At 68.8% G+C, this 22,871-nt stretch carries 18 protein-coding genes; 15 read left to right on the forward strand and 3 right to left on the reverse strand.

Features of this window, described 5'->3' with window-relative positions:
* Positions 1–395 precede the first annotated feature (395 nt).
* The 5 genes from PMI01_RS05270 (at position 396) to dnaA (ending at position 5,127) form a co-directional block, all read left to right on the forward strand.
* Positions 396–1,118: a carbon-nitrogen hydrolase family protein gene (locus PMI01_RS05270; protein ID WP_007664801.1), complete on the forward strand. Its 723-nt coding sequence runs from the start codon at positions 396–398 to the stop codon at positions 1,116–1,118.
* A 63-nt stretch (positions 1,119–1,181) separates the two neighbouring features.
* Positions 1,182–1,808 carry a glutathione S-transferase family protein gene (locus PMI01_RS05275; RefSeq protein WP_007664803.1) on the forward strand — a complete coding sequence of 209 codons (627 nt, stop codon included), beginning with the start codon at positions 1,182–1,184 and terminating at the stop codon, positions 1,806–1,808.
* 207 nt (positions 1,809–2,015) lie between these two features.
* A complete protein-coding gene (locus PMI01_RS05280) occupies positions 2,016–2,804 on the forward strand; it encodes an enoyl-CoA hydratase (RefSeq protein ID WP_007664807.1) in 789 nt (262 codons plus the stop codon).
* Between the two features lie 137 nt (positions 2,805–2,941).
* Positions 2,942–3,217 (forward strand): 30S ribosomal protein S20, encoded by a 276-nt coding sequence (gene rpsT, locus PMI01_RS05285; RefSeq protein WP_007664810.1) that lies wholly within the window; start codon positions 2,942–2,944, stop codon positions 3,215–3,217.
* 425 nt (positions 3,218–3,642) lie between these two features.
* Positions 3,643–5,127 carry a chromosomal replication initiator protein DnaA gene (gene dnaA, locus PMI01_RS05290; RefSeq protein ID WP_007664812.1) on the forward strand — a complete coding sequence of 495 codons (1,485 nt, stop codon included), beginning with the start codon at positions 3,643–3,645 and terminating at the stop codon, positions 5,125–5,127.
* Positions 5,128–5,323: 196 nt separating this feature from the next.
* On the opposite strand, the gene PMI01_RS05295 is transcribed toward dnaA, so the two are convergent.
* On the reverse strand, positions 5,324–5,941 hold the full coding sequence (locus tag PMI01_RS05295; RefSeq protein ID WP_007664814.1) for an alpha-ketoglutarate-dependent dioxygenase AlkB: 618 nt from the start codon (positions 5,939–5,941) through the stop codon (positions 5,324–5,326).
* A gap of 93 nt (positions 5,942–6,034) precedes the next feature.
* Between PMI01_RS05295 and PMI01_RS05300 the strand changes: the two genes are divergently transcribed.
* From PMI01_RS05300 to dnaJ, 3 genes are all read left to right on the forward strand, one after another.
* On the forward strand, positions 6,035–8,695 hold the full coding sequence (locus tag PMI01_RS05300; protein ID WP_007664816.1) for a M1 family metallopeptidase: 2,661 nt from the start codon (positions 6,035–6,037) through the stop codon (positions 8,693–8,695).
* A gap of 394 nt (positions 8,696–9,089) precedes the next feature.
* Complete coding sequence (gene dnaK, locus PMI01_RS05305) at positions 9,090–10,985, forward strand: molecular chaperone DnaK (RefSeq protein ID WP_007664822.1); 1,896 nt, start codon at positions 9,090–9,092, stop codon at positions 10,983–10,985.
* Positions 10,986–11,124: 139 nt separating this feature from the next.
* Positions 11,125–12,273 carry a molecular chaperone DnaJ gene (dnaJ, locus tag PMI01_RS05310; RefSeq protein WP_007664828.1) on the forward strand — a complete coding sequence of 383 codons (1,149 nt, stop codon included), beginning with the start codon at positions 11,125–11,127 and terminating at the stop codon, positions 12,271–12,273.
* An 80-nt stretch (positions 12,274–12,353) separates the two neighbouring features.
* On the opposite strand, the gene PMI01_RS05315 is transcribed toward dnaJ, so the two are convergent.
* A complete protein-coding gene (locus tag PMI01_RS05315; RefSeq protein WP_007664832.1) occupies positions 12,354–12,791 on the reverse strand; it encodes a nuclear transport factor 2 family protein in 438 nt (145 codons plus the stop codon).
* Between the two features lie 77 nt (positions 12,792–12,868).
* Here PMI01_RS05315 and PMI01_RS05320 point away from each other — a divergent pair, with 77 nt between their 5' ends.
* From PMI01_RS05320 to PMI01_RS05345, 6 genes are all read left to right on the forward strand, one after another.
* Complete coding sequence (locus PMI01_RS05320) at positions 12,869–13,495, forward strand: TetR/AcrR family transcriptional regulator (RefSeq protein WP_007664835.1); 627 nt, start codon at positions 12,869–12,871, stop codon at positions 13,493–13,495.
* A gap of 137 nt (positions 13,496–13,632) precedes the next feature.
* A complete protein-coding gene (locus PMI01_RS05325; RefSeq protein ID WP_007664841.1) occupies positions 13,633–13,929 on the forward strand; it encodes a hypothetical protein in 297 nt (98 codons plus the stop codon).
* 108 nt (positions 13,930–14,037) lie between these two features.
* Positions 14,038–16,737: a DNA mismatch repair protein MutS gene (gene mutS, locus PMI01_RS05330; protein ID WP_007664843.1), complete on the forward strand. Its 2,700-nt coding sequence runs from the start codon at positions 14,038–14,040 to the stop codon at positions 16,735–16,737.
* Between the two features lie 83 nt (positions 16,738–16,820).
* Entirely contained in the window at positions 16,821–19,646 is a 2,826-nt protein-coding gene (locus tag PMI01_RS05335; RefSeq protein WP_035034745.1) for a [protein-PII] uridylyltransferase, read from the forward strand.
* A 292-nt stretch (positions 19,647–19,938) separates the two neighbouring features.
* Positions 19,939–20,721 carry a hypothetical protein gene (locus tag PMI01_RS05340; RefSeq protein ID WP_157223683.1) on the forward strand — a complete coding sequence of 261 codons (783 nt, stop codon included), beginning with the start codon at positions 19,939–19,941 and terminating at the stop codon, positions 20,719–20,721.
* A gap of 63 nt (positions 20,722–20,784) precedes the next feature.
* Positions 20,785–21,111, forward strand: coding sequence for a hypothetical protein (locus PMI01_RS05345; protein WP_035034748.1), 327 nt, complete (start codon positions 20,785–20,787; stop codon positions 21,109–21,111).
* Between the two features lie 200 nt (positions 21,112–21,311).
* On the opposite strand, the gene PMI01_RS05350 is transcribed toward PMI01_RS05345, so the two are convergent.
* Positions 21,312–21,767, reverse strand: a complete 456-nt coding sequence (locus tag PMI01_RS05350; RefSeq protein WP_007664851.1) for a hypothetical protein — start codon at positions 21,765–21,767, stop codon at positions 21,312–21,314.
* A gap of 242 nt (positions 21,768–22,009) precedes the next feature.
* Here PMI01_RS05350 and PMI01_RS05355 point away from each other — a divergent pair.
* Positions 22,010–22,871 (forward strand): lipid II flippase MurJ (locus tag PMI01_RS05355; RefSeq protein WP_007664852.1); only part of this gene is annotated, 862 nt, incomplete at its 3' end.

Here is a 22,871-nt window from a genome sequence, read left to right on the forward strand (position 1 = left end):
GACGCTGATTTTTCTTCAGGGCATTGAAAAGGTTTGGGTTTTTCCCGCCGCTGACGGGGATGGACGCGGCTGGATCCCCGCCGGGGACATGCTCTCACGGCAAGGCCTTCGAAATCGTGCCAGGGCGCCAGGGTGAGTGCGTGTCCCCACCGTCGCCCCGAGCCCCTCCGGCAAGCCCCGTGGACGACTTGGGGGACACGCACTCACCTCGACCGCTCGGCAATCCGGCCGACGTTCCGTCGTGAGGGCATGTCCCCGGCTCCGCGCGCGCCCAAACACCCGCCCCGCGTCCGAGGCGGATGGCGGTTCGACAAGCAGACCTTTCGAACGTCGGCTATGGGGGTGAGCGGGCATCGCCCCGCTATCCTCACCCCGTCACGGACTCAGCCAGAATCATGCGTATCGCCGCCGCCCAGACGCCAGAGTTTCGCGAGGACGTGCCCGGCGCGCTTGGCTATCTGGCGGGGGTGATGGAGCAGGCGCGCTTCGAAGGCGCCTCGCTGCTATGCCTGCCCGAAGGCTTTCTCCAAGGCTATCTGACTGACAGCGAAGTGGCCCGCCGGAACGCGCTTGACCTGCGCTCACAGCAGTTCGTGAACCTCCTCGATCAACTGCCTGAGCGCGCGCCGACGACCGTCGTCGGCCTCATCGAGGCGGAAGGCGACGACCTCTACAATACGGCCGTGGTCATCTTTCGCCGGTCCGTGGTGGGCCGCTATCGCAAGCGGCGTTTGCTGGGCGGAGAACGTTGCTTTCGACCTGGGGATGAGGCGCCGACCTTCGACGTCGAAGGCCTGCGCTTCGGCGTCAACATCTGCTTCGACACCAACTTCGCCGACGCCGCACTGAGCGTGGCGCAGCAGGGAGCCTCACTGCTCCTTTGTCCCGCCAACAACATGATGCCGCGACAGGCGGCGATCGAATGGAAGGACAAACACAACGCGGTGCGCGGAGAGCGATGTCGCGAGACCGGCCTCTGGTTGATGTCCTCGGACGTGACGGGCGCGCGGGACGGGTGCGTTGCGTGGGGCCCGACCGCGATCATAAACCCCGCTGGCGAGGTCGTCGCACAACTGCCTCTCGATGCGCCTGGCTTGCTCGTCTTCGATATGCCTTGAGCGCCACGGTCATATGAGGTCCGCTACGGTCGATCCTCAGTCACACCGGGAAAGGGCCGGCGCATGATCACCGTTTGGGGCGGACAGACCTCGCGATCGATCCGGGTCGTATGGGTGCTGGAGGAGATGGGCCTTCCCTACCGCGTGCGGCAGGTGGACATGCTGGCCGCCGAGCAGGACCCCGAGTTCCTGGCGGTCAACCCCGCCGACTACATCCCGGCGATCCAGGACGGCGACGTCGTCATGGTCGAGTCGATCGCGATCATGGAGTACCTGATGGCCCGCTACGGGCCGATGCCGCTGGCGCCCGCGCCGCAGGATCCGACCTTCCCCGCCTACCAGCAATTTCTGCACCTGGGCGAAGCCGGCCTCGCGACCCTGATGATGCCCGTCGTCGTCAGCCGCTTCATCGCGCCCGACGCCGAGCGGGAGAACTGGGGCGCGACCTGGTGTCTGCGGTCGTTCCAGAAGCGGCTGAAGCTTGTCAGCCAACGGCTTGCCGACTCGCCCTACCTTGCCGGCGAGGCTTTCACGGCCGCCGACATCTCGGTGACCTACGCCCTGAACCTGGGCCAACGGAACTGCGGGATCACCCTCGGCGACGCCGAACAGGCCTACCTCGCCCGCACCACCGGCCGCGACGCCTACAGGCGCGCCATGGAGCGTTCGCACGAAGGGGTGAACACCTGATCGCCGTCTCCCCCGCGCATCGAGACACGAGAGGTCAGCGCTCAACGACCGCAAGGGGTCGAAGATGGCCCTTGTTCGATCGCAGAGCGTCGCGCCGCAACGGATGGTCCCTTCGAGTAACGAACGTTCGTCGCCCGCCCACCCCCCGGGGACTCCCCAACGCCGCCGGCCCCTCTATAACAGCGGCGCTCAACAGGAGACCCGCCGATGGCCGAATACCAGACCCTGATCGTCGAGACCCCCGAGGCCGCGCCCGGCGTCACCCTGATCCGCCTGAACCGGCCCGAGGCCCTCAACGCCCTCAACACCGCCCTGCTGGCCGACCTGGCCCTGGCCCTGGCGGCGGCCCAGGCCGACGACGCGGTGGGCTGCATCGTCGTCACCGGCTCGGCCAAGGCCTTCGCGGCCGGGGCCGACATCAAGGAGATGTCGGACAAGTCCTACGCCCAGATGTTCAAGGACGACTTCTTCGCCGCCGGGGCCCGGGCCATCGAGGGGACCCGCAAGCCGATCATCGCCGCGGTGGCGGGCTACGCCCTGGGCGGCGGCTGCGAGCTGGCGATGATGTGCGACTTCATCCTGGCCGCCGACACCGCCAAGTTCGGCCAGCCCGAGATCAACCTCGGCGTCGCGCCCGGGATCGGCGGCACCCAGCGCCTGACCCGCCTGGTCGGCAAGTCCAAGGCCATGGACATGATCCTGACCGGCCGGATGATGGGCGCCGAGGAGGCCGAGCGGGCCGGCCTGGTGTCGCGGATCTTCCCGGCCGACACGCTGGTGGACGAGGCCCTGGCCGTCGCCGCCAGGATCGCCGCCCAGTCGCCCCTGGCCACGGCGATGAACAAGGAACTGGTCAACGCCGCCTATGAGACGACGCTGAGCACCGGCGTGGCCCTGGAGCGGCGCCTGTTCCATTCGTTGTTCGCCTTCGACGACCAGAAGGAAGGCATGGCGGCCTTCGTCGAGAAGCGGAAGCCGGCGTTCAAGGGGACGTGAACGCCCGTTTGATCCGGGCGGAAGATTCTAGGGCCTGGATGGATTGACCCAAAGGGCCCCTTCCCGTATATCCGCGCGCTCTTGATTTCTCCTGCTTCGCGGCTGCCCGCGCGGCTGTCCGTTTGAAGGTCCGAACTATGGCCAATAATCCCGGCGCCAAGAAAGCGATCCGCAAGATCGCTCGTCGCACCGAAGTGAACACCGCTCGTCGCTCGCGCGTCCGCACCTTCCTGCGCAAGTTCGAAGACGCCCTGGCCGCCGGCGACGCCGCCGTCGCCAAGGCCGCTTTCATCGAAGCGCAGTCCGAACTGATGCGCGCCGTGTCCAAGGGCGTCGTCCACCCCAACACCGGCTCGCGCAAGGTTTCGCGCCTGGCGGCTCGCCTGAAGAAGCTTGATCAGGCCGCGGCCTAATCCAGTTTCCGACCGAACGTCGTTCGGTCAGCGAAATCAAAGACTTAGAGAAGCCGATCGAGGAAACTCGGTCGGCTTTTTCTATGCAAAATCCACAACCCTCGGATTGTCCGCGAGACATTCTGCGCCTTCAACCCAAGGGTCCGAAACTGCATTCCCTTGGCGGGCGAGGCGCTCTGGCGAGTCAACAGAAATATCCGCGATCGGACGCAAGTTTTCCGTTTGACCGGCAGGGGCCGCTGGCTAGTTTAAGCGTCTCAACGCTCTTCCAGTCCATGGAGATCACTGGTGGCGGCCGAACCCTTGCGTTCGCCGATCAAGCCCCCGTGTGCGCATGGAATGGGAGCGCGAAGAGGACGCGGTCGTGCGCCATGGGGGGCGGCGATCGGGGCAGAAATATGACAATGTGCACGAGGCGATGACCGATGACGATCAAGGGCGGGTTAGTGAGTCAGGAGTTTTCGGCCGCGTTCTCGACGGTTGCCTGCGAACCGGCCGGCGTCGTCTGGAACAAGGTCTGCATGGTGCTGAAGCGCGAGTTGGGCGACGCCGCCTTTGGCTCGTGGATCGCGCCGGCCGTGCTGCGTGAAGGCCAGGCCGGCGACGTCGTGCTGGTCACCCCCACCGGCATCGCCCGCGACTGGATTCGTCGCAGCGCCTGGCGTCGCGTCAGCGAGCTGTGGGCCGCCAACGACGCGACCGCGCGCCGCCTGGAGCTCAAATCGCGCCTGGAATTCGAGGCCGCCGCCGGCGCCTCGTCCGCCGCCATGGGGACCTATGGCGAGACCAAGGCCGAGCCGATCGAGATCGTCCTGCCCGTCTCCAGCGACGTCCCGGCCCTGGCCCCGACCAACGGCGCCCGCCCCTCGCCCGTCCAGGGCCTGCAGGAGCGCTTCACCTTCGACACCTTCGTGCCGGGTCCCGCCAACGAATTCGCCCACGCCGTGGCCCGCCGGGTGGCGAGCTGGGCTGACGGCCACTTCAATCCGGTGCTGTTCCACGGCCCCTACGGCTTCGGCAAGACCCACCTGCTCAACGCCCTGGCCTGGGAGGCCATGCGCCAGGCCCCGACCAAACGCGTGGTCTACCTGACCGCCGAGCGCTTCCTGTCGACCTTCGTGCGGGCGGTGATGGATCGCCAGACCACGGCCTTCAAGGAAGAGCTGCGCGGCGCCGACCTGCTGATCATCGACGACGTGCACTTCATCGCCGGCAAGCAGTCGAGCCAGGAAGAGCTGTTCCACACCCTGACCGCCCTGGTCGAGGACGGTCGCCGGGTGGTGTTCTCCTCGGACCGCGCCCCGGCGGCGATGACCGAGATGGACGCCCGCCTGCGCTCGCACCTGTCGGCGGGCCTGGTCTGCGGCCTGGAGCCGGCCGACCGCGCCCTGCGCCTGGGCATCCTGGAGCGCAAGCTGCAGGCCCTGTCGCGCCAGCACGGCTTCGAGCCGACCCTGCGCATCGAGGTCCTGCATTTCCTGGCCGACCGCTTCACCGACAGCGTCCGCGAGCTGGAAGGCGCGCTCAACACCCTGTCGGCCCGGGCCGGCGAAGGCGTGTCGCGCCTGACCCTGGACGAGGTCCAGGCGATCCTGCGGCCGCACCTGCGGGCCGGCGAGAAGCGCATCACCATCGACGACATCCAGAAGGCCACGTCCGAGCACTACGGCATGAAACAGGCCGACCTGCTGAGCGAGCGCCGCAACCGCGCCATCGCCCGCCCCCGCCAGGCGGCGATGTGGCTGGCCAAGCAACTGACCACCCGCTCGCTGCCCGACATCGGCCGGCGGTTCGGCGGCCGCGACCACACCACCGTCCTGCACGCCGTGCGCCGCATCGAGGCCCTGCGCGCCGAGGACCCGGTCCTCAGCCAGGACCTGGAAACCATCGCCCGCAAGCTGCGCGGCTGAGGGTTTCGGTTTTCGAGATGATGAAGGGCCGTCCCGCTGGGGCGGCCTTTTTTCGTTACAAGGTCCTCCCCCTGTGGGGGAGGCGGCCGAAGGCCGGTGGGGGGAGAATTAGGGTCGTCGATCCCGTAGGCGGCCACCTGCCTATCATTCCCCCCCACCGTCGGCTTCGCCGACCCCTCCCCCACAGGGGGAGGACCTAACCCGCCCCGGCCCGCCGCAGCGTCAGATTGATCCGCCCTCCGCCCGGAACCAGGCCGGACGAACCCGGCAGGATGCGGTCGACGCCGTGAAAGGCCAGGCGCGCCGGGCCCGACAGCCGGCAGACGTCGCCGGACGACAGCCGCAGGGACCGGGTCGGGTCCTTGCGCGACGGCCCGCCGATCCGGAACACCGCCGTGTCGCCCAGCGAGATCGACAGCACCGGAAAGCGCGGGTCGGCCTCGTCGCGGTCCTGGTGCAGGCCCATGCGGGCCTCGTCGCGATAGAGGTTGATCAGGCAGGAGTCCGGCGGGATTTCCGGATCGCCCAGCGCCGCCCACAGGTCGAGCAGGGCCCGGGGCATGGCCGGCCAGGGCTGGCCCGTCCCCGGGTGGCGCTGGGCGTAGCGATAGCCGGCCTTGTCGCTGGTCCAGCCCAGCGGCCCGAAGCTGCTCATCGCCACGCTCATCGCCTTGCCGTAGGCGGTGTCGTAATGGGTCAGGGGCGCGGCCTCGATCGCCGCCAGGGTCAGGCGCGCGAGGTCGGCCTGGGCCCCTGGGTCCAGCAGGCCCGGCCAGAGGTCGAACCCCGGTACGATGCTCAGCGGTTTGATCATTACGCAGATTTAATGCGCCAGGCGCGCCAGGACAGTGTTGGTTTGCGCCGCCCGGCATAATCGCCGAACATTTTTTGCAATCCAGGGCCGTTCATGCGTCGACTTCTCTCCTCAGCGGCGGCCGCCGCGCTCGTTCTTGCCGCCGGTTCGGCCCTCGCCGCCACGACCGCCCCCCTCAAGCCAGCGATCGCCAAACCCTCGATCACCGCCGCGACGGTGACCACCCAGCTGCCGCGCGGCGTCACGCCCACCCACTATGACCTGGCCTTCACGCCCGATGCGGAAAAGCTGACCTTCACCGCCTCGGTGAAGATCGCGGTCGAGGTGACGACCCCGACCAAGACCATCACCCTGCAGGCCGCCGACCTGGCCTTCTCCAAGGTCGAGCTGGCCGGTTACGGCCCGGCCAAGGTCGCGGTCGACGCCGAGGCCCAGACCGCCACCTTCACCTTCGACAAGCTGGTGACCAAGGGCCCGCACGTCCTGGCCATCGACTACAGCGGCAAGATCTACAAGCAGGCCGCCGGCCTGTTCGCCCTCGACTACGACACCGATCAGGGCAAGAAGCGCGCCCTCTACACCCAGTTCGAGAACTCCGACGCCCGCCGGTTCATCCCGTCGTGGGACGAGCCGTTCTTCAAGGCGACCTACGACATGCGGGTCACCGTCCCGACCGGCCAGATGGCCATCGGCAACATGCCGATCGCCAAGACCGAGGATCTGGGCGGCGGCAAAAGCCGCGTGACCTTCGCCACCTCGCCGAAGATGTCGACCTACCTGCTGTTCTTCGGCCTGGGCGAGTTCGACCGCGCCACCGCCAAGGTCGGCGACGTCGAGATGGGCGTGATCACCAAGAAGGGCGACCTGGCCAAGGCCGACTTCGCCCTGAAGTCCTCGGGCCCGATCCTGCAGTGGTACAACGACTATTTCGGCGCCCCCTATCCGCTGCCGAAGCTGGACCACATCGCCGCCCCTGGCCAGAGCCAGTTCTTCAGCGCCATGGAGAACTGGGGCGCGATCTTCTACTTCGAGTACGCCCTGCTGGACGACCCGGCGATCTCGACCCAGGCCGACCGTCAGAACATCTACACCACCGTGGCCCACGAAATGGCCCACCAGTGGTTCGGCGACCTGGTCACCATGCAGTGGTGGGACGACCTGTGGCTGAACGAGGGCTTCGCCTCGTGGATGGAAGGCAAGGCCACCGAACACTTCCACCCCGAATGGAATAGCCAGCTGGGCGCGGTCGGCGGGCGTGAATACGCCATGGGCCTGGACTCGCTGGCCACCACCCACCCCGTCGTGCAGCACGTCGAGACCGTCGACCAGGCCAGCCAGGCCTTCGACGGCATCACCTATCAAAAGGGCCAGGCGGTCATCAGCATGCTCGAGGCCTATGTCGGCCCCGAGGCCTGGCGCGACGGCGTGCGCCGCTACATCAAGGCCCACGCCCACGGCAACACCCAGACCGACGACCTGTGGCGCGAGGTCGAGGCCGCCGCCGGCCAGCCGATCACCGCCATCGCCCACGACTTCACCCTGCAGCCGGGCATCCCGTTGATCACCGTCGACACCGGCGCCTGCGTGGCCGGCAAGACCCCGGTCAGCCTGACCCAGGGCGAGTTCAGCCGCGACAAGCCGACCAAGACCCCCCTGGCCTGGCGGGTGCCGGTCTCGGCCCAGGTCGTGGGCTCCAGCACGGTGTCCAAGACCCTGGTCGAGAGTGGCAAGGGCGCGCTGAGCGTCGACGGCTGCGGCCCGGTGGTCGTCAACGCCGGCCAGTCCGGCTATTTCCGCACCCTCTACACGCCCAAGGCCTTCGCCGGCGTCTCGGCCAGCTACGCCAAGCTGCCGGCCATCGACCAACTGGGCGTGATCTCCGACGCCTGGGCCCTGGGCCTGAACGGCCAGCAGGCCGTCACCGACGCCCTGGACCTGGTCCAGGCCACGCCGGCCGACGCCGATCCGCAGGTGTGGGGCAAGGTCGCGAGCGTCCTGACCAGCATCAACGGCATGTACGACAGCGCGCCCGCCGACCGCGCGGCTTTCCGCAAACTGGCCGTCGCCCGCCTGTCGCCGGCGTTCGCGCAGGTCGGCTGGACGGCCAAGCCGGGCGAAGCCGGCCCGGTGGCCACCCTGCGCTCCACCCTGATCACCTCGCTGGGCGTTCTTGGCGATCCGGCGGTGGTCGCCGAGGCCAAGCGTCGGTACGCCGCCGACAAGACCGACCCGACCGCCGTGCCCGGCCCGCTGCGCAAGGCGATCCTGGCCACCGTGGCCCGCAACGCCGACGCCGCGACCTGGGACGCCCTGCGCGCCCAGGCCAAGGCCGAGAAGACCCCGCTGATCCGCGACCAGCTCTATACCCAGCTGGCCGCGGTGGAAGACGACGCCCTGGCCGCCAAGGCCCTGGACCTGGCCATCAGCGGCGAGCCCAGCGAGACCCTGTCGGCCAACATGATCTCGACGGTCGCCAAGCTGCATCCCGACATGGCCTTCGACTTCGCCGTCGCCCACAAGGAGGCGGTGAACGCCAAGGTCGACGCGGCCTCCTCGACCAAGTTCATCCCCGGTCTGGCGAAGGGTTCGGCCGATCCGGCCATGGTGGGCAAGGTCACCGCCTACGCCGCCGCCAACCTGCCGGCCGGCTCGCGCGGCGAGGCCGAAAAATCGGTGGCCTCGATCACCGATCGCATCAAGGCCCGCAAGGCCGCCCTGCCGCAGATCACCGCCTGGGTCGCCAAGAAAGGCTAGGACTCAGGGCGAACACGCTCTCTGAGCGGATTCACCGAACGCGAGTTGCGGCATTTGAGCCGCGCTGGCGACCTATCCGACGGAATGGCCGCGCTTTTTTAAGCGCGGCCATTTTCGCGTCGAGTCGCGATTCCCCTTCTTTCCATGCGGGATTGGGCTTGCAGGCTGGTACCTATCCCCCATATCCGGCTGCGAAGCGGGGTTGACGAGCCCGTCAACTTCGATTGAACGAACGCTTTCCGCACGGACGCCGGTTTCGACCGTCGTTTTGAGCGGCGAGGATTTGGATCAACCGTTAGAACGCGACCAGACGGGGACGGCTCGAGAAAAACCGGGGCGCTTGCCTTAAGGCCCTTGTCACCGCCGTCCGCCATTAGGAGCTGCAGGTCTCAACATGAGCAAGATTATCGGTATCGACCTTGGCACCACGAACTCGTGCGTGGCCATCATGGACGGCAAGACCCCGAAGGTGATCGAGAACGCCGAAGGCGCTCGCACCACGCCTTCGGTCGTCGCCTTCCTCGAGGACGGCGAGCGCCTTGTCGGCCAGCCCGCCAAACGCCAGGCCGTCACCAACCCGACCAACACCCTTTTCGCGATCAAGCGTCTGATCGGCCGTAACTTCGCCGATCCGGTCGTGGCCAAGGACAAGGCCATGGTCCCCTACGAGATCGTCAAGGGTCCGACCGGCGACGCCTGGGTCAAGGCCCACGGCAAGGACTACTCGCCGCAGGAAGTTTCCGCCTTCATCCTGCAGAAGATGAAGGAAGCGGCCGAGACCCATCTGGGCGAGACCGTCACCAAGGCCGTGATCACCGTTCCGGCCTATTTCAACGACGCCCAGCGTCAGGCGACCAAGGACGCCGGCAAGATCGCCGGCCTGGAAGTCCTGCGCATCATCAACGAGCCGACCGCGGCCGCCCTGGCCTACGGCCTGGACAAGAACGACGGCAAGAAGATCGCCGTCTACGACCTGGGCGGCGGCACCTTCGACGTCTCGGTCCTGGAAATCGGCGACGGCGTCTTCGAGGTGAAGTCGACCAACGGCGACACCTTCCTGGGCGGCGAGGACTTCGACCTGCGGATCGTCGACTACCTGGCCGACGAGTTCAAGAAGGAGCAGGGCGTCGACCTGCGCAAGGACAAGCTGGCCCTGCAGCGCCTGCGCGAAGAAGCTGAAAAGGCCAAGAAGGAGCTGTCCAGCACGGCTCAGTACGAAGTGAACCTGCCCTTCATCTCGATGAACGCGTCGGGTCCGCTGCACCTGAACATCAAGCTGTCGCGCTCCAAGCTGGAAGCCCTGGTCGAAGACCTGATCGCCCGCACCATCGGTCCGTGCGAGCAGGCCCTGAAGGACGCCGGCCTCAAGAAGAGCGACATCGACGAAGTGATCCTGGTCGGCGGCATGAGCCGCATGCCCAAGGTCCAGCAGGCGGTGCAGGACTTCTTCGGCCGCGAACCCCACAAGGGCGTCAACCCGGACGAAGTGGTCGCTTTGGGCGCCGCCGTCCAGGCCGGCGTGCTGCAAGGCGACGTCAAGGACGTGCTGCTGCTGGACGTGACCCCGCTGACCCTGGGCATCGAAACCCTGGGCGGCGTGTTCACCCCGCTGATCGAACGCAACACCACCATCCCGACCAAGCGCTCGCAGACCTTCTCGACCGCCGACGACAACCAGTCGGCCGTGACCATCCGCGCCTTCCAGGGCGAACGCCCGATGGCGGTGGACAACAAGTTCCTGGGTCAGTTCGACCTGCAGGGCATTCCGCCGGCGCCGCGCGGCGTGCCGCAGATCGAGGTCACCTTCGACATCGACGCCAACGGCATCGTCAACGTCCACGCCAAGGACAAGGCGACCAACAAGGAGCACTCGATCCGCATCCAGGCCAATGGCGGCCTGTCGGACGCGGACATCGAGCGCATGGTCAAGGAAGCCGAGGCCAACAAGGCCTCGGACGACAAGAAGAAGGCGCTGGTCGAGGCCAAGAACCATGGCGAGGCCATCGTCCACTCGACCGAGAAGGCCTTCGCCGAGCACGGCGACAAGGTCGGCCCGGCCGAGAAGACCGCCATCGAGACCGGCCTGACCGAGCTGAAGACGGCGCTGGAAGGCGAGGACGTCGAGGCTATCCAGGCCAAGACCCAGGCGCTGATCCAGGCTTCGATGAAGCTGGGTGAAGCCATGTACAGCGCCCAGCAGGGCGACGGCGAAGGTGACGAAGCCGCCGCCGATGACGGTGTCGTCGACGCCGAGTTCGAAGAAGTCGACGACTCCAAGCCTTCGGCGTGACGATGGGTCGCGGGGCGGAAAACGTGACCACGGTTCCTTCCCCCGCGCCTTTCGGGAACAAGGCTCCTGCCCACCGCTTGCGGCCGGGCGGGAGCGCTCCCACCTCCTTATCCACCATGGCTAGTGATCGACCCTGACGATGCGCGACTATTACGACGTCCTGGGCGTGACCCGAGGCTGCGATGACGCCGCCCTCAAGGTCGCTTTCCGCAAGATGGCGATGGAGCACCATCCCGACCGCAACGGCGGTTGCGAGAACGCCTCCTCGCGGTTCAAGGAAATCAACGAAGCCTATTCGGTGCTGTCGGACGCCCAGAAGCGCGCCGCCTACGACCGCTTCGGCCATGCCGGCGTCAATGGCCAGCAAGGCGGCGGTTTCGGCGGCGGCGACGCCAGCGACATCTTCAACGACGTGTTCGGCGACGTGTTCGGCGAGATGTTCGGCGGCGGCCGGCGCCAGGCCAACAATGGTCCCCAGCGCGGCCAGGACCTGCGCTACGACCTGGAGATCACCCTCGAGCAGGCCTATGCGGGCGCCGAGGTCGAGATCAAGGTTCCCGCCGCCATCACCTGCGAGGTCTGCGACGGCTCGGGCGCCAAGCCCGGCACCAACCCGACGGTCTGCGGCACGTGCGGCGGCGCCGGTCGCGTGCGGGCCACCCAGGGCTTCTTCGCGGTCGAGCGCGCCTGCCCCCGCTGCGGCGGTTCGGGCCGCCTGGTGCTCGACCCCTGCACCGGCTGCCACGGCCACGGCCAGGTGCGCCGCGAGCGCGTGCTGTCGGTGCGCATCCCGGCCGGCGTCGATGACGGCGCCCGGATCCGCCTGGCCGGCGAAGGCGACGCCGGGGCCCGCGGCGGCCCGCGCGGCGACCTCTATCTCTTCCTGTCGGTGATCCCGCACGAACTGTTCGAGCGCGATGGTCTGGACCTGCTGTGCACCGTGCCGGTGCCGATGACCGTCGCGGCCCTGGGCGGCGACATCGAAGCCCCCTGCCTGCTCGGCGGCGAGGCCTGCGACGGCGCCTGCCGCATCACGGTCAAGGTTCCCGAAGGCTCCCAGACCGGCAAGACCGTCCGCCTCAAGGGCAAGGGCATGCCGTCCCTGCGCAGTCGCCAGCGCGGCGACCTGGTGGTCGAACTGTTCGTGGAAACCCCGACCCACCTGTCGGCGCGCCAGAAGGAGCTGCTCAACGAGCTGGCCACCCTGTGCAGCGAGAAGCAGAACCCCAAGTCGGCCAATTTCGTCGGCAAGGCCAAGCGGTTCTGGGAAGAAGTGACCGGCAGCTAGCGGCGCCTTTCGACGCCATACGAGAAGGGCCCGGAACGCGCGTTCCGGGCCCTTCGTCGTTTCAGGCGGACTTGGATCGTTCAGGCCGCCATGGCCGCGCCGATCCGCTCGGCCAGGCCGCGGGTGTCCCAATAGACCTGGCCCTCGTACATCTTGTCGCCGCGCAGGCTGATGCGGTCGACGCCGCGCCAGGTCAGCGGCTTGCCCGCCACCGTGGCGGCCCCTTCCCACTCGATGATCACCGTGTCGCCCACCGGCGCCCAGCGCACGACGCGCAGGACGAAGTCCGGCAGCATGGCCAGCACGCCCCGGAAGTGCTCGACCACGGCCTCGCGGTCGCCCGGCGCCGCCATCGGCGGGATCAGGTTGCGGGTTTCGGGGTGCATCAGGTCGCGCAGGGCGTCCGCGTCGGGGCGGGCCCAGCGGGCCTCGAAGCGCGCGACCCAGTCCTGGGCGGCGGCGATCTGGGCGGCGGTCGGGACCTGGTAGGTCGCGGCGGGTTCATGGAAATCGTACATGGACGTCTCTCCGAGTGATGATTGCATCAAACATACAATCGGTATGTCAGATGTATCTACGCATGTGAGTTGTCAATATGTACGGTGTCGCCATGGGCTCGGAATCGGTGAGATCGCGGCGCGAGGAGTATGCGGAGACGACGCGCGAGGCGCTGCTCGAGGCGGCGCGCGTGCTGTTCGTGGCCGACGGCTACGGCCAGGCCGGCGTCGAGGCGATCGCCCGGGCGGCCCGGGTGACGCGCGGCGCCTTCTACCACCACTTCGAGGACAAGGCGGCGCTGTTCGAGGCCCTGGTCGAGCGCCTGCAGGCCAAGGCCGCCGACCATGTGCGGCGCGCGGCGGGCGGCGTCGCCGACCCCCGCCAGCGCCTGCTGACCGGCGCGGCGGCCTTCCTGGAAGCCTGTGTCGAGCCCGACTACCGCCGCCTAGTCATCGAGGACGCCCCCGCCGTGCTCGGCGCCGTCCGTTGCCGGGCGATCGAGGACCGCTACGCCATCGGCATGATGGTCGCGGCGGTCTCGGAGATGAAGGCGGCGGGACGGTTCGAGGCCAGCGACCCGGTGCTGGCCGCGCGGATGATCGCCGCCATGCTCTGCGAAGCCGCCCTGCTGATCGGCGAGGCGCGGGACCCGGCCCCCCTGCGCCGCGACACGCTGGAGATCGTCGAGCGGGTCTTCGGGGCGTTCTTGAGAGCCTCCCGCTGACAGCCGAACCGGCGCGTGTCGGCGCTCCATGGGGCGACCACAGGTTATTACGCGGTTTTGTGCTCTTTAAGATTGAAAAACTTCGAGTTGTGAATCCTCATGACATGCGCGCTCGGCGCAACCGAAGAGGGTGTTCAATGCAAACTCGAAAGAAACTGACGATGCTCGGCCTGGCCCTGATCCTGGGTGCGTCGACAGCGATGGTCAGCGCGCCAGCCGTCGCGCGGCCAACCTACTGTCAGGAGCAGGCCTGGTGGTTCTGCGATCCGTATTATGAACGCGGCACCACCGAGTGGCAGGTCTGCGTCGACGATTTCATCGCGAACTGCATCTACAACGGCTGCATCCCCGCCGGTGGCGGCCAATGCATAGCCGACAAGGTTCCCAAGGCCTTGCCGCTGGAGAAGATGAAGAAGCTCCAGAAGAAGGCCTAGGCTTTCAGCGGCCGCGCGCCCCGGGCGCGCGGCCGCCCCTGGTCTTCTTCCGGCAAATCGCACGTGAACCCTTAACGCGGGCCGCGACGCTCTGTAGTTTCCCGTCGGATGAACGCCCCCGCCTCCTCGCCCGTCCAGACCTTCGACGCCACCGGCGCGACGCCGGTGATGCAGCAGTTCTTCGAGATGAAGACCCGCCAGCCCGACGCGCTGATCTTCTTCCGGATGGGCGACTTCTACGAGCTGTTCTTCGACGACGCGATCCGGGCGGCCGCCGCCCTGGGCATCTCCCAGACCTTCCGGGGCAACCATAACGGCCAGCCGATCCCGATGGCCGGCGTGCCGCACCACGCGGCCGAGGCCTATCTGTCCAAGCTGATCCGCATGGGCTTCAAGGTCGCCGTCTGCGAGCAGATGGAAGACCCGGCCGAGGCCAAGAAGCGCGGCTCCAAGTCGGTGGTCCGCCGCGACATCGTCCGGGTGGTCACCCCCGGCACCCTGACCGAGGACGGCCTGCTGGACGCGCGCGGCGCCAACCGCCTCGCTGCTGTCGCGGTACGGGCCGGCCAGGCGGCCGTGGCGGCCGTCGAGCTGTCGACCGGCGAGGTCGAGTGCTTCCTGGTCGCCAAGAGCGCCGTGGGGGCCATCCTGGCCGCCCTGGCCCCGTCCGAGACCCTGGTCGCCGACCGCCTGCTGTCGGACGACGACCTGTCCCAGACCCTGAAGATCTGCGGCGGCCTGATCCAGCCGATGCCCTCGGCCCTGTCCGAGCCGCAGGCGTCCGAGACCCGGGTCAAGCGGCTGTACGGCGTCGACACCCTCGACGGGTTCGGTGGGCTCTCGTCGGCCGAGATCGGGGCCCTGGGCCTGATCGCCGCCCACCTGGAGATGACCCAGGCCGGCAGGCTGCCGGCCCTGCGCGCCCCGCGCCGCGCCGCCGAGGCCGACGTGATGTCGATCGACCCGGCCACCCGCTCCAGCCTGGAGATCGACCGCACCCAGGGCGGCGACCGCAATGGCTCGCTGCTGGCCGTCATCGACCGCACGGTCACGGCCGGTGGGGCCCGCCTGCTGGCCTCGCGCCTGGCCCGGCCGCTGCTCGACCCCCACGCCATCGACGCCCGCCTCGACGCCGTCGAGTGGTTCGTCGACCACCGGCCGCTGCGCGAACGCCTGCGCGAGGTGCTGAAGGGGGCCGGCGACATGGCCCGCGCGCTGTCCCGCCTGGCCCTGGGCCGGGGCGGCCCGCGCGACCTGGGCTGCCTGAAGGACGGCCTGAAGACCGGCGAGAAGCTGGCCGGCATGGTCGGCGGCTCGGGCGACCCGCTGTCGCCGCCGCCCGCCGAGCTGGAAGGGGCGCTCAAGGCCCTGACCCCGGCGCTGCAGGAGGGCGTTTCGCGCCTGCTCGAACAGCTGGAAGTCGGCCTGGGCCCCGACCTGCCGGCCCTGGCCCGCGACGGCGGCTACGTCGCGGCCGGGGTGCGTCCCGAGCTCGACCAGGCCCGCGCCCTGCGCGACGACAGCCGCCGGGTGGTCGCCGCCCTGGAGACCCGCCTGGTCCAGGAAAGCGGCGTGCCGCTGAAGATCCGCCACAACGGCGTGCTCGGCTATTTCGTCGAGGCCACGGCCGGCAAGGCGGACCCGCTGTTCCAGCCGCCGCTGAATGCTGTCTTCATCCATCGCCAGACCCTGGCCAACCAGGTGCGGTTCACCACCGTCGAGCTGGCCGACCTGGACGCCCGCATCGCCCAGGCCGCCGAGCGGGCCCTGGCCATGGAGGTCGCCGCCTTCGAGGACTGGCGCGCCGAGGCCGTCGCCCTGGCCGAACCGATCCAGATGGCCGCCGAGGCCCTGGCCCGGCTGGACGTCGCCGCCGCCCTGGCCGAATGGGCCGAGGACAGCGGCGCGGTGCGGCCGACCGTCGACAAGTCCCTGGCCTTCGAGGCCAAGGCCGCCCGCCACCCGGTGGTCGAGGCCGCCGTCAGGCGGGCCGGCGACCCCTACACCCCCAACGACTGCTGCCTGGACGCGGCCGGCGAGGCCGGGGCGCGGCTGTCGATCGTCACCGGCCCCAACATGGCCGGTAAGTCGACCTTCCTGCGCCAGAACGCCCTGCTGGCCATCCTGGCCCAGGCCGGCTGCTACGTGCCGGCCAAGTCCTTGCGCCTCGGCGTGGTCGACCGGCTGTTCAGCCGCGTCGGGGCCGGCGACGACCTGGCCCGCGGCCGCTCGACCTTCATGATGGAGATGGTCGAGACCGCCGCCATCCTGACCCAGGCCAGCCCGCGCAGCCTGGTGATCCTCGACGAGATCGGCCGGGGCACGGCCACCTATGACGGCCTCGCCATCGCCTGGGCCTGCGCCGAGGCCCTGCACGACACCAACCGCTGCCGCGCCCTGTTCGCCACCCACTATCACGAGCTGGCGACGCTGGAGACGCGGCTGGCCCATGTCTCCAACCTCAGCCTGCGGGCCAAGGAATGGAACGGCGACCTGGTGTTCCTGCACGAAGCCGCCACCGGGCCGGCCGACCGCTCGTACGGCGTGCAGGTGGCCAAGCTGGCGGGCGTGCCGCCGCAGGTGGTGGCCCGCGCCAAGGAGGTGCTCGACCGCCTGGAGAGCAAGACCGAATCACCGGCCAAGCTCGACGACCTGCCGCTGTTCGCCAGCCACGCACCGGTCTCGGCGCCTGTTCAAGCGGCGCCCAGCCGCACCGACGCGGCCCTGGAAGACCTGGATGTCGATGGCATGAGCCCGCGCGAGGCCCTGGACGCGCTTTATCGTCTTAAGGCTCTGCTCAAGGCCTGAGGTCCTATAGTGGGAGCGTGATGGTCGCCGAACCACAGTTTGGGCTTTCGGCGGCCACGCCCTGGGAACACCATATAACCGCCATGCCCCGCCGCCTTCGCCCCACCCCGCTGGAACATGTCGTCGACGGCCACGCCCTGCGCGCGCGGCTGTCGGCCGCCGCCCTCGACCTGATCGGCGACGAGGCCGCCCAGCGGGCCCGCGCCATCGAGATTCTCAAGCAGGCGCTGTTTCGCGGCCGGATGATCGCCAAGGAGCGGCTGGAAAACGGGGCCGGCGGCCTGGAGACGGCCCGGCTGCTCAGCGGCGTCACCGACGAGGTGATCACCGCCCTCTACGACTTCACCACCGTCCACGTGTTCCGGGCCCGCAACCCGACCGAGGGCGAGCGCCTGTGCCTGCTGGCGGTCGGCGGCTACGGCCGGCGCACCCTGGCGCCGTTCAGCGACATCGACCTGCTGTTCCTGCGGCCCTACAAGCAGACGCCGCACGCCGAGAGCGTCATCGAGTTCATGCTCTATGCGCTGTGGGACCTGGGCTTCAAGGTCGGCCACGCCTCGCGGACCATCGAGGAATGCGTGCGGCTGTCGCGCGAGGACTTCACGATCCGCACCACGATCCTCGAGGCCCGCCGGCTGACCGGCGACGAGCGGCTGGGCGACGAGCTGAAGCGGCGGTTCCGCGACGACGTCATGAAGGGCACCGGCGCCGCCTTCGTGGCCGCCAAGCTCAAGGAACGCGACGACCGCCAGGCCCGGGCCGGGGCCAGCCGCTACATGGTCGAGCCCAACGTCAAGGAGGGCAAGGGGGGCTTACGCGACCTGCACACCCTGATGTGGATCGCCGAGTACCTGCACCCGGTCGATCGGCCCGAGGACGTCTTCAAGCTGGAGGTGTTCGACCGCCGCGAGGCCAAGGGCTTCATCCGCGCCTTCGACTTCCTGCACGCCGTGCGGGCCCACCTGCACTTCACCACCGGCCGGCCCGAGGAGCGGCTGACCTTCGACCTGCAGCCCGAGATCGCCCGCCGCATGGGCTATGGCGACCGGGGCGACGCCCCGGCGGTCGAGCGCTTCATGCGCCGCTACTTCCTGGTCGCCAAGGAGGTCGGGGCCCTGACCCGCGCCTTCTCGGCCAAGCTGGAAGCCGAGCACTTCAAGAACGAGCCCAAGGGCATTTCCCGCTTCCTGCCCGGCGGCGGCCGGCCCAAGCGCAAGGCGCTGGACGTCCCCGGCTTCTACGAAGACGGCGGCCGGCTGAACATCGACGGCCCGGCGGTGTTCGAGAACGACCCGGTCAACCTGATCCGGCTGTTCAAGACCGCCGACGAGCGCGACCTGGACCTGCACCCCGACGCCTTCACGGCGGTGACCCGCAACCTCAACCTGATCACCTCGAAGGTCCGCCGCGATCCGCTGGCGACCGAGGCGTTCCTGCGGCTGCTGGCCTACGGCAAGCGCTCCTACCGCACCCTGACCCTGATGAACGACGCCGGGGTGCTGGGCCGGTTCATCCCCGAGTTCGGGCGCATCGTCGCCCAGATGCAGTTCAACATGTACCACTCCTACACGGTGGACGAGCACACCCTGCGGGCCGTCGGCCTGATCGGCGACATGGCCGCCGGCCGGCTGGTCGACGACCATCCGCTGGCCGTGTCGATCATGCCGCTGATCGAGGACCGCGAGGCCCTGTTCCTGGCCATGCTGCTGCACGACACCGGCAAGGGCGGGGTGGGCGGCCAGGAGAAGGCCGGGGCCCGCAGCGCCCGCAGCGCCTGCGAGCGCCTGGGCGTCGAGCGCACCAAGGTCGAGCTGGTGGCCTGGCTGGTCGAGAACCACCTGGTGATGAGCGACTTCGCCCAGAAGCGCGACGTCGCCGACCCCGGCACCGTCGCCGCCTTCGCCCGCATCGTCGAGAACCCCGAGCGCCTGCGCCTGCTGCTGGTGATCACCGTCGCCGACATCCGGGCCGTCGGGCCGGGCGTCTGGAACGGCTGGAAGGGCCAGTTGCTGCGCGAGCTCTACAACGCCACCGAGGCGGTGTTCCGCGGCGGGCGCGGCAGCGACGCCGCCGCCAGCGTCCAGCGCCACCAGGAGGCCGCCGCCGAAGAGGCCCGCGACGCCCTGGTCCAGGCCGACCCCGCCGCCAAGGGCTGGGCCCAGGCCATGGAGGCGGCCTATTTCGGGGCCTTCTCGACCCAGGACCTGCAGGACCACGCCGCCCTGGCCCGCCGCGCCGCCATCCAGGGCGGGGCCGCCGCCGAGGGCCGGGTGCCGGCCGGCGCCAACGCCGCCGAGATCGTCGTCGCCGCCAAGGACCGTCGCGGCCTGTTCGCCGACCTGGCCCTGGCCATCTCCTCGCTGGGCGGCAATGTCGTCGGGGCCCGGGTGTTCACCTCGCGCCAGGGCCAGGCCCTGGACGTCTTCCATGTGCAGGACGTGACCGGCGCGCCGCTGGGCTGCGAGAACCCCCGCGCCCTGCGCCGCATGGCCGACGCCCTGGAGGCGGCCGGTCGTGGCGAGCCTCTGGTCATGGAGCCCCGGCGTGGCGGCGAGCAGTCGCGCACCGCCGCCTTCTCGATCGCCCCCACGGTGGTGGTCGACAACGAGGCCTCCAACGAGGCCACGGTGGTCGAGGCCTCGGGCCGCGACCGTCCGGGCCTGCTGCAGGCCCTGGCCCGCACCCTGGCCGACAACGGCCTGTCCATCCAGTCGGCCCACATCGACGGCTACGGCGAGCGGGCGGTCGACGCCTTCTACGTGCAGACCTCGGAGGGCGGCAAACTGGCCGACGTGCGCAAGGTCACGACGCTGAAGGCCGACCTGCTGGCGGCGCTGGAGCAGAACGAGGCCGGGGCGCCGAGCACGCGGCCGGGGCTGAAACGGGCGCGGGCCAGCGTGGCGCGGTAGCTGGTGGATTGGTGGCGCGGGGCTGATGTCGGCTTTCGACCCATAGGCGAAGTTCAAATCGTCCGCTATTCGGGCTAGTATGACCCTCGCCGCCTCCTGCCAAGCTTGCCTCACTGAACCGGTTGGCAGTCGCGTGGAAAGTGGCGATGAGGGGCGACCGTTTTTGGTTTGTCGAGGCTGTGCCAGCAGGTTGGAGAGCCTGGCGTTGCGCCCGTTAGAGTGGTTCAGGCTCGCGGCTCTCCACGGCCCCCTCACGTTTCTGCTCCATGACGACTTCTATTCCGAAGACGGCGTGGCCGATCAGAACCGAATCCCGGTTCTCCAGGCAGCCCTATTCCCCGCTCCGACGCTGGAGGGTGTTCGGGCCGACCTGCCGAAGCTTTTCGACTACACCTTTACGCGCTGGCGTTTGGAAGAGCCCGTTGTCGCGGCGCTAAAGGCGTATGCCCCGGATCTTCTGCTGCTGACGATGTCACAGCTCATGAAGGCGCGCGCCATACCTTGGATCGAAAGTCGATGTTTCGAAGTGGCGGCGGCCCTGGGCCCCGCCGCGCACGACTGGGTATCAGCAAGGTGGGATAATGGCGCCAAGTCAGGCACGCTCTTCGCCTTCCTAAAGTCCGCTGCTGCCTGCCTCCCGGCCTCGGAGGCCGTTCCGCGTGCTCTTCAAGCCGTTGAGGCCGCAGGTGGCAGGGACATTTCCGTCTCGGCCTTGGCGCTGGTGGACTTTCACTCGCCCCAAGTCCTCGACTGGATCGAGCGCACTGTAAGCTCCCCGGTTTCGGATCGTTGGGGATATCTGGCGGCGAGGTCAGGCTTGACCTGGGAGGTCGCCTCAAGATGGCTCACTGCGGGGCGACCCATAAGTCTCGTCGCAATAGACGCACTCTTGAATGTCTACTGCCCGCATCCGTCAGCTCGTCCCCCAATCCGGGCCGAACTGCCAGACCAGCCCGAAACGCCGCTGATTGTGCAGACCCTACGTGACGCTAGCCTGAGTGATCCGGTCCCTCGCGTTGAGAAGGCGGTGGCCGCCGTCGTGCGACGCTTGGCCGGTAAGAGCGACGCGCCCTGAGGAGAGGCGCGCGCTTTCCTCTGTCCATGGTGGGCGTTTGGGAGGGGTGCGATAGTGGAAGGTATGACCGAAGCCAAGACCGGATACGACGCCCTGATGCATGTGGTCTGCGCGGAACAGGGCTTCTGCGGCTGCACCAAGCATGGCTTGCCGCTCCATGTGGACCTGTTCATCCCGCCCCGCGGGCCGGTCACCGCCGACCAGTTCGTGGAGTGGGTCTTCCTGGCCGACGACCAGAATCCAAACAGCGACCTCGCCAGGTGGCAAGGGTGCAAGGACGCCATACGGGCGGCGTTCGTCGAGCACATGGGCGGCGAAGTCGTGGACGCCGAACGCTTGCAGTGGAGCGGCTCGGCGGAACCGGGGACACGCACTCATGGCAGGGCCTGACCCAGTTCGCGAGGCGCTCGATGTGAGTGCGTGTCCCCTTCGTCGTCCGATGAGTTCGGGTTTGACGCCTCTGTTCGGAAAGAAGATCTGACGCCGGGGATGGCGGTGGGGACACGCACTCATCCCAGGTTCGGGGATCGATTTGCAGGGACTTTGCCGTGAGTGCATGTCCCCCGCGAGGTGATGGGTTCGGTGACCCCCTACCGATGGTCCTTCATCTCGAACCGGTGGATCAGCACGCAGCGGGCCTTTCCGTCGATGACGGCGGCGCGGACGGCGTTCATGCCGGTCGGCGCGAAATAGGCCGTCGTCGTGGGCGTCTTCACGCCCAGCAGCACGGGCCCGGTGAACTGGCAGACGGGATGCTCGCCCCCGCCGCGCGTGTCGGGTCTCAGCGTGCACATCATGTGGCCGACGCGATACTCGAAACTGACGCCGTCATAGGCGGTGACCTTGGGCTCGCCACCCGATCGCGCATAGGTCGCCGCGTCCACCGTCGGACAGGGCGGGCCGTCCAGACTCCAGAACGCGGCCTCGGCGGCGGCGGCCTTTCTGTGGTCGCTGTAGACGTAGTGCGTGACCGCCAGGGCCACGACGACGACGCCCGCCGCGCCCAGGCGCTGGCCCCAACCGATGATCGTCGTCGTCTTGGGCATCGCGGTTACGCTCTGGGTCCGTGTCTCACCAAGCGTCAGCGTACCGGGGACGGATCGGGGGCGCCAGCCGTCAGGTCGCCAGGAGATTCTCCGCGTGAGCCGCCGGCCTCTCGGCCGCCTTATTGGCCCTGCATCGAAAATCCTCCCCGAGCACCCATCGAAAGCCACGGATTCCCCGCCAAGGTCCTCCCCACCCTCCGCCCTCGCTTGACGCCCCCGCGTCCAACCCGCAGAAGCCGTCCGTGACCGACACCGCCCCCCCCGAACAAATCGCCCCGCCGGCCGACGCGCCGAAGAAGCCCGGCGGGCTGCTGCGCTCGTCGGCGATCTATTCGGGCCTGACCCTGGTCAGCCGGTTCATGGGCTTCGCCCGCGACCTAGCGGTGTCCTACCGCATGGGGGCCAGCGCCACCCCGGCCGCCGACGCCTACAACGCCGCCCTGGCCTTCCCTAACCTGTTCCGCCGGTTCTTCGCCGAGGGGGCCTTCGCCGCGGCCTTCGTGCCGGCCTACGCCAAGTCGCTGCAGATCGACGGCGAGGAGAAGGCCGACATCCTGGCCGGCGACGCCATGGCCACCCTGGCGGCCTCGACCATCCTCATCACCGTGGTCTGCCAGCTGGCCATGCCCTGGCTGATGATGCTGATCAGCCCCGGCTTCGCGGCCGATCCGGCCAAGTACAAGCTGGCGGTGCTGCTGACCCAGATCACCATGCCCTACCTGCCGTGCATGGCCATCGTCGCCCACCTGTCGGGGGTGCTGAACGCCCGCGACCGCTTCGTGCTGTCGGCCGGCGCGCCGGTGCTGCTGAACATCGCCACCCTGGCCTTCATCCTGCCGCAGGCCAGCGCCGTGGGCGCCGCCCAGTGGGGTTCGGTCGGCGTGGTGGTGGCGGGCGTGGCCCAGGCCGCCCTGCTGACCTGGGGCGTCAACAAGTCCGGCGCCAAGGTCCACTGGCGGCTGCCGCGCCTGACCCCCGAGGTGAGGGCCCTGATCGGCAAGGCCATCCCCGGGGCCCTGGCGGCCAGCGCCACCCAGGTCAACATCTTCATCTCCGGCAACCTGGCCAGCCACGTGCCCGGCGGCCGCTCGTGGCTGGGGGGGG

Source organism: Caulobacter sp. AP07 (genome assembly GCF_000281955.1).
Lineage (GTDB): Bacteria > Pseudomonadota > Alphaproteobacteria > Caulobacterales > Caulobacteraceae > Caulobacter.

Coding starts and splice junctions, on each gene's coding strand:
- PMI01_RS05270 (WP_007664801.1), top strand. CDS start 396: ATGCGTATCGCCGCCGCCCAGACGCCAGAGTTTCGCGAGGACGTGCCC.
- PMI01_RS05275 (WP_007664803.1), top strand. CDS start 1,182: ATGATCACCGTTTGGGGCGGACAGACCTCGCGATCGATCCGGGTCGTA.
- PMI01_RS05280 (WP_007664807.1), top strand. CDS start 2,016: ATGGCCGAATACCAGACCCTGATCGTCGAGACCCCCGAGGCCGCGCCC.
- rpsT (WP_007664810.1), top strand. CDS start 2,942: ATGGCCAATAATCCCGGCGCCAAGAAAGCGATCCGCAAGATCGCTCGT.
- dnaA (WP_007664812.1), top strand. CDS start 3,643: ATGACGATCAAGGGCGGGTTAGTGAGTCAGGAGTTTTCGGCCGCGTTC.
- PMI01_RS05295 (WP_007664814.1), bottom strand. CDS start 5,941: ATGATCAAACCGCTGAGCATCGTACCGGGGTTCGACCTCTGGCCGGGC.
- PMI01_RS05300 (WP_007664816.1), top strand. CDS start 6,035: ATGCGTCGACTTCTCTCCTCAGCGGCGGCCGCCGCGCTCGTTCTTGCC.
- dnaK (WP_007664822.1), top strand. CDS start 9,090: ATGAGCAAGATTATCGGTATCGACCTTGGCACCACGAACTCGTGCGTG.
- dnaJ (WP_007664828.1), top strand. CDS start 11,125: ATGCGCGACTATTACGACGTCCTGGGCGTGACCCGAGGCTGCGATGAC.
- PMI01_RS05315 (WP_007664832.1), bottom strand. CDS start 12,791: ATGTACGATTTCCATGAACCCGCCGCGACCTACCAGGTCCCGACCGCC.
- PMI01_RS05320 (WP_007664835.1), top strand. CDS start 12,869: ATGTACGGTGTCGCCATGGGCTCGGAATCGGTGAGATCGCGGCGCGAG.
- PMI01_RS05325 (WP_007664841.1), top strand. CDS start 13,633: ATGCAAACTCGAAAGAAACTGACGATGCTCGGCCTGGCCCTGATCCTG.
- mutS (WP_007664843.1), top strand. CDS start 14,038: ATGAACGCCCCCGCCTCCTCGCCCGTCCAGACCTTCGACGCCACCGGC.
- PMI01_RS05335 (WP_035034745.1), top strand. CDS start 16,821: ATGCCCCGCCGCCTTCGCCCCACCCCGCTGGAACATGTCGTCGACGGC.
- PMI01_RS05345 (WP_035034748.1), top strand. CDS start 20,785: ATGACCGAAGCCAAGACCGGATACGACGCCCTGATGCATGTGGTCTGC.
- PMI01_RS05350 (WP_007664851.1), bottom strand. CDS start 21,767: ATGCCCAAGACGACGACGATCATCGGTTGGGGCCAGCGCCTGGGCGCG.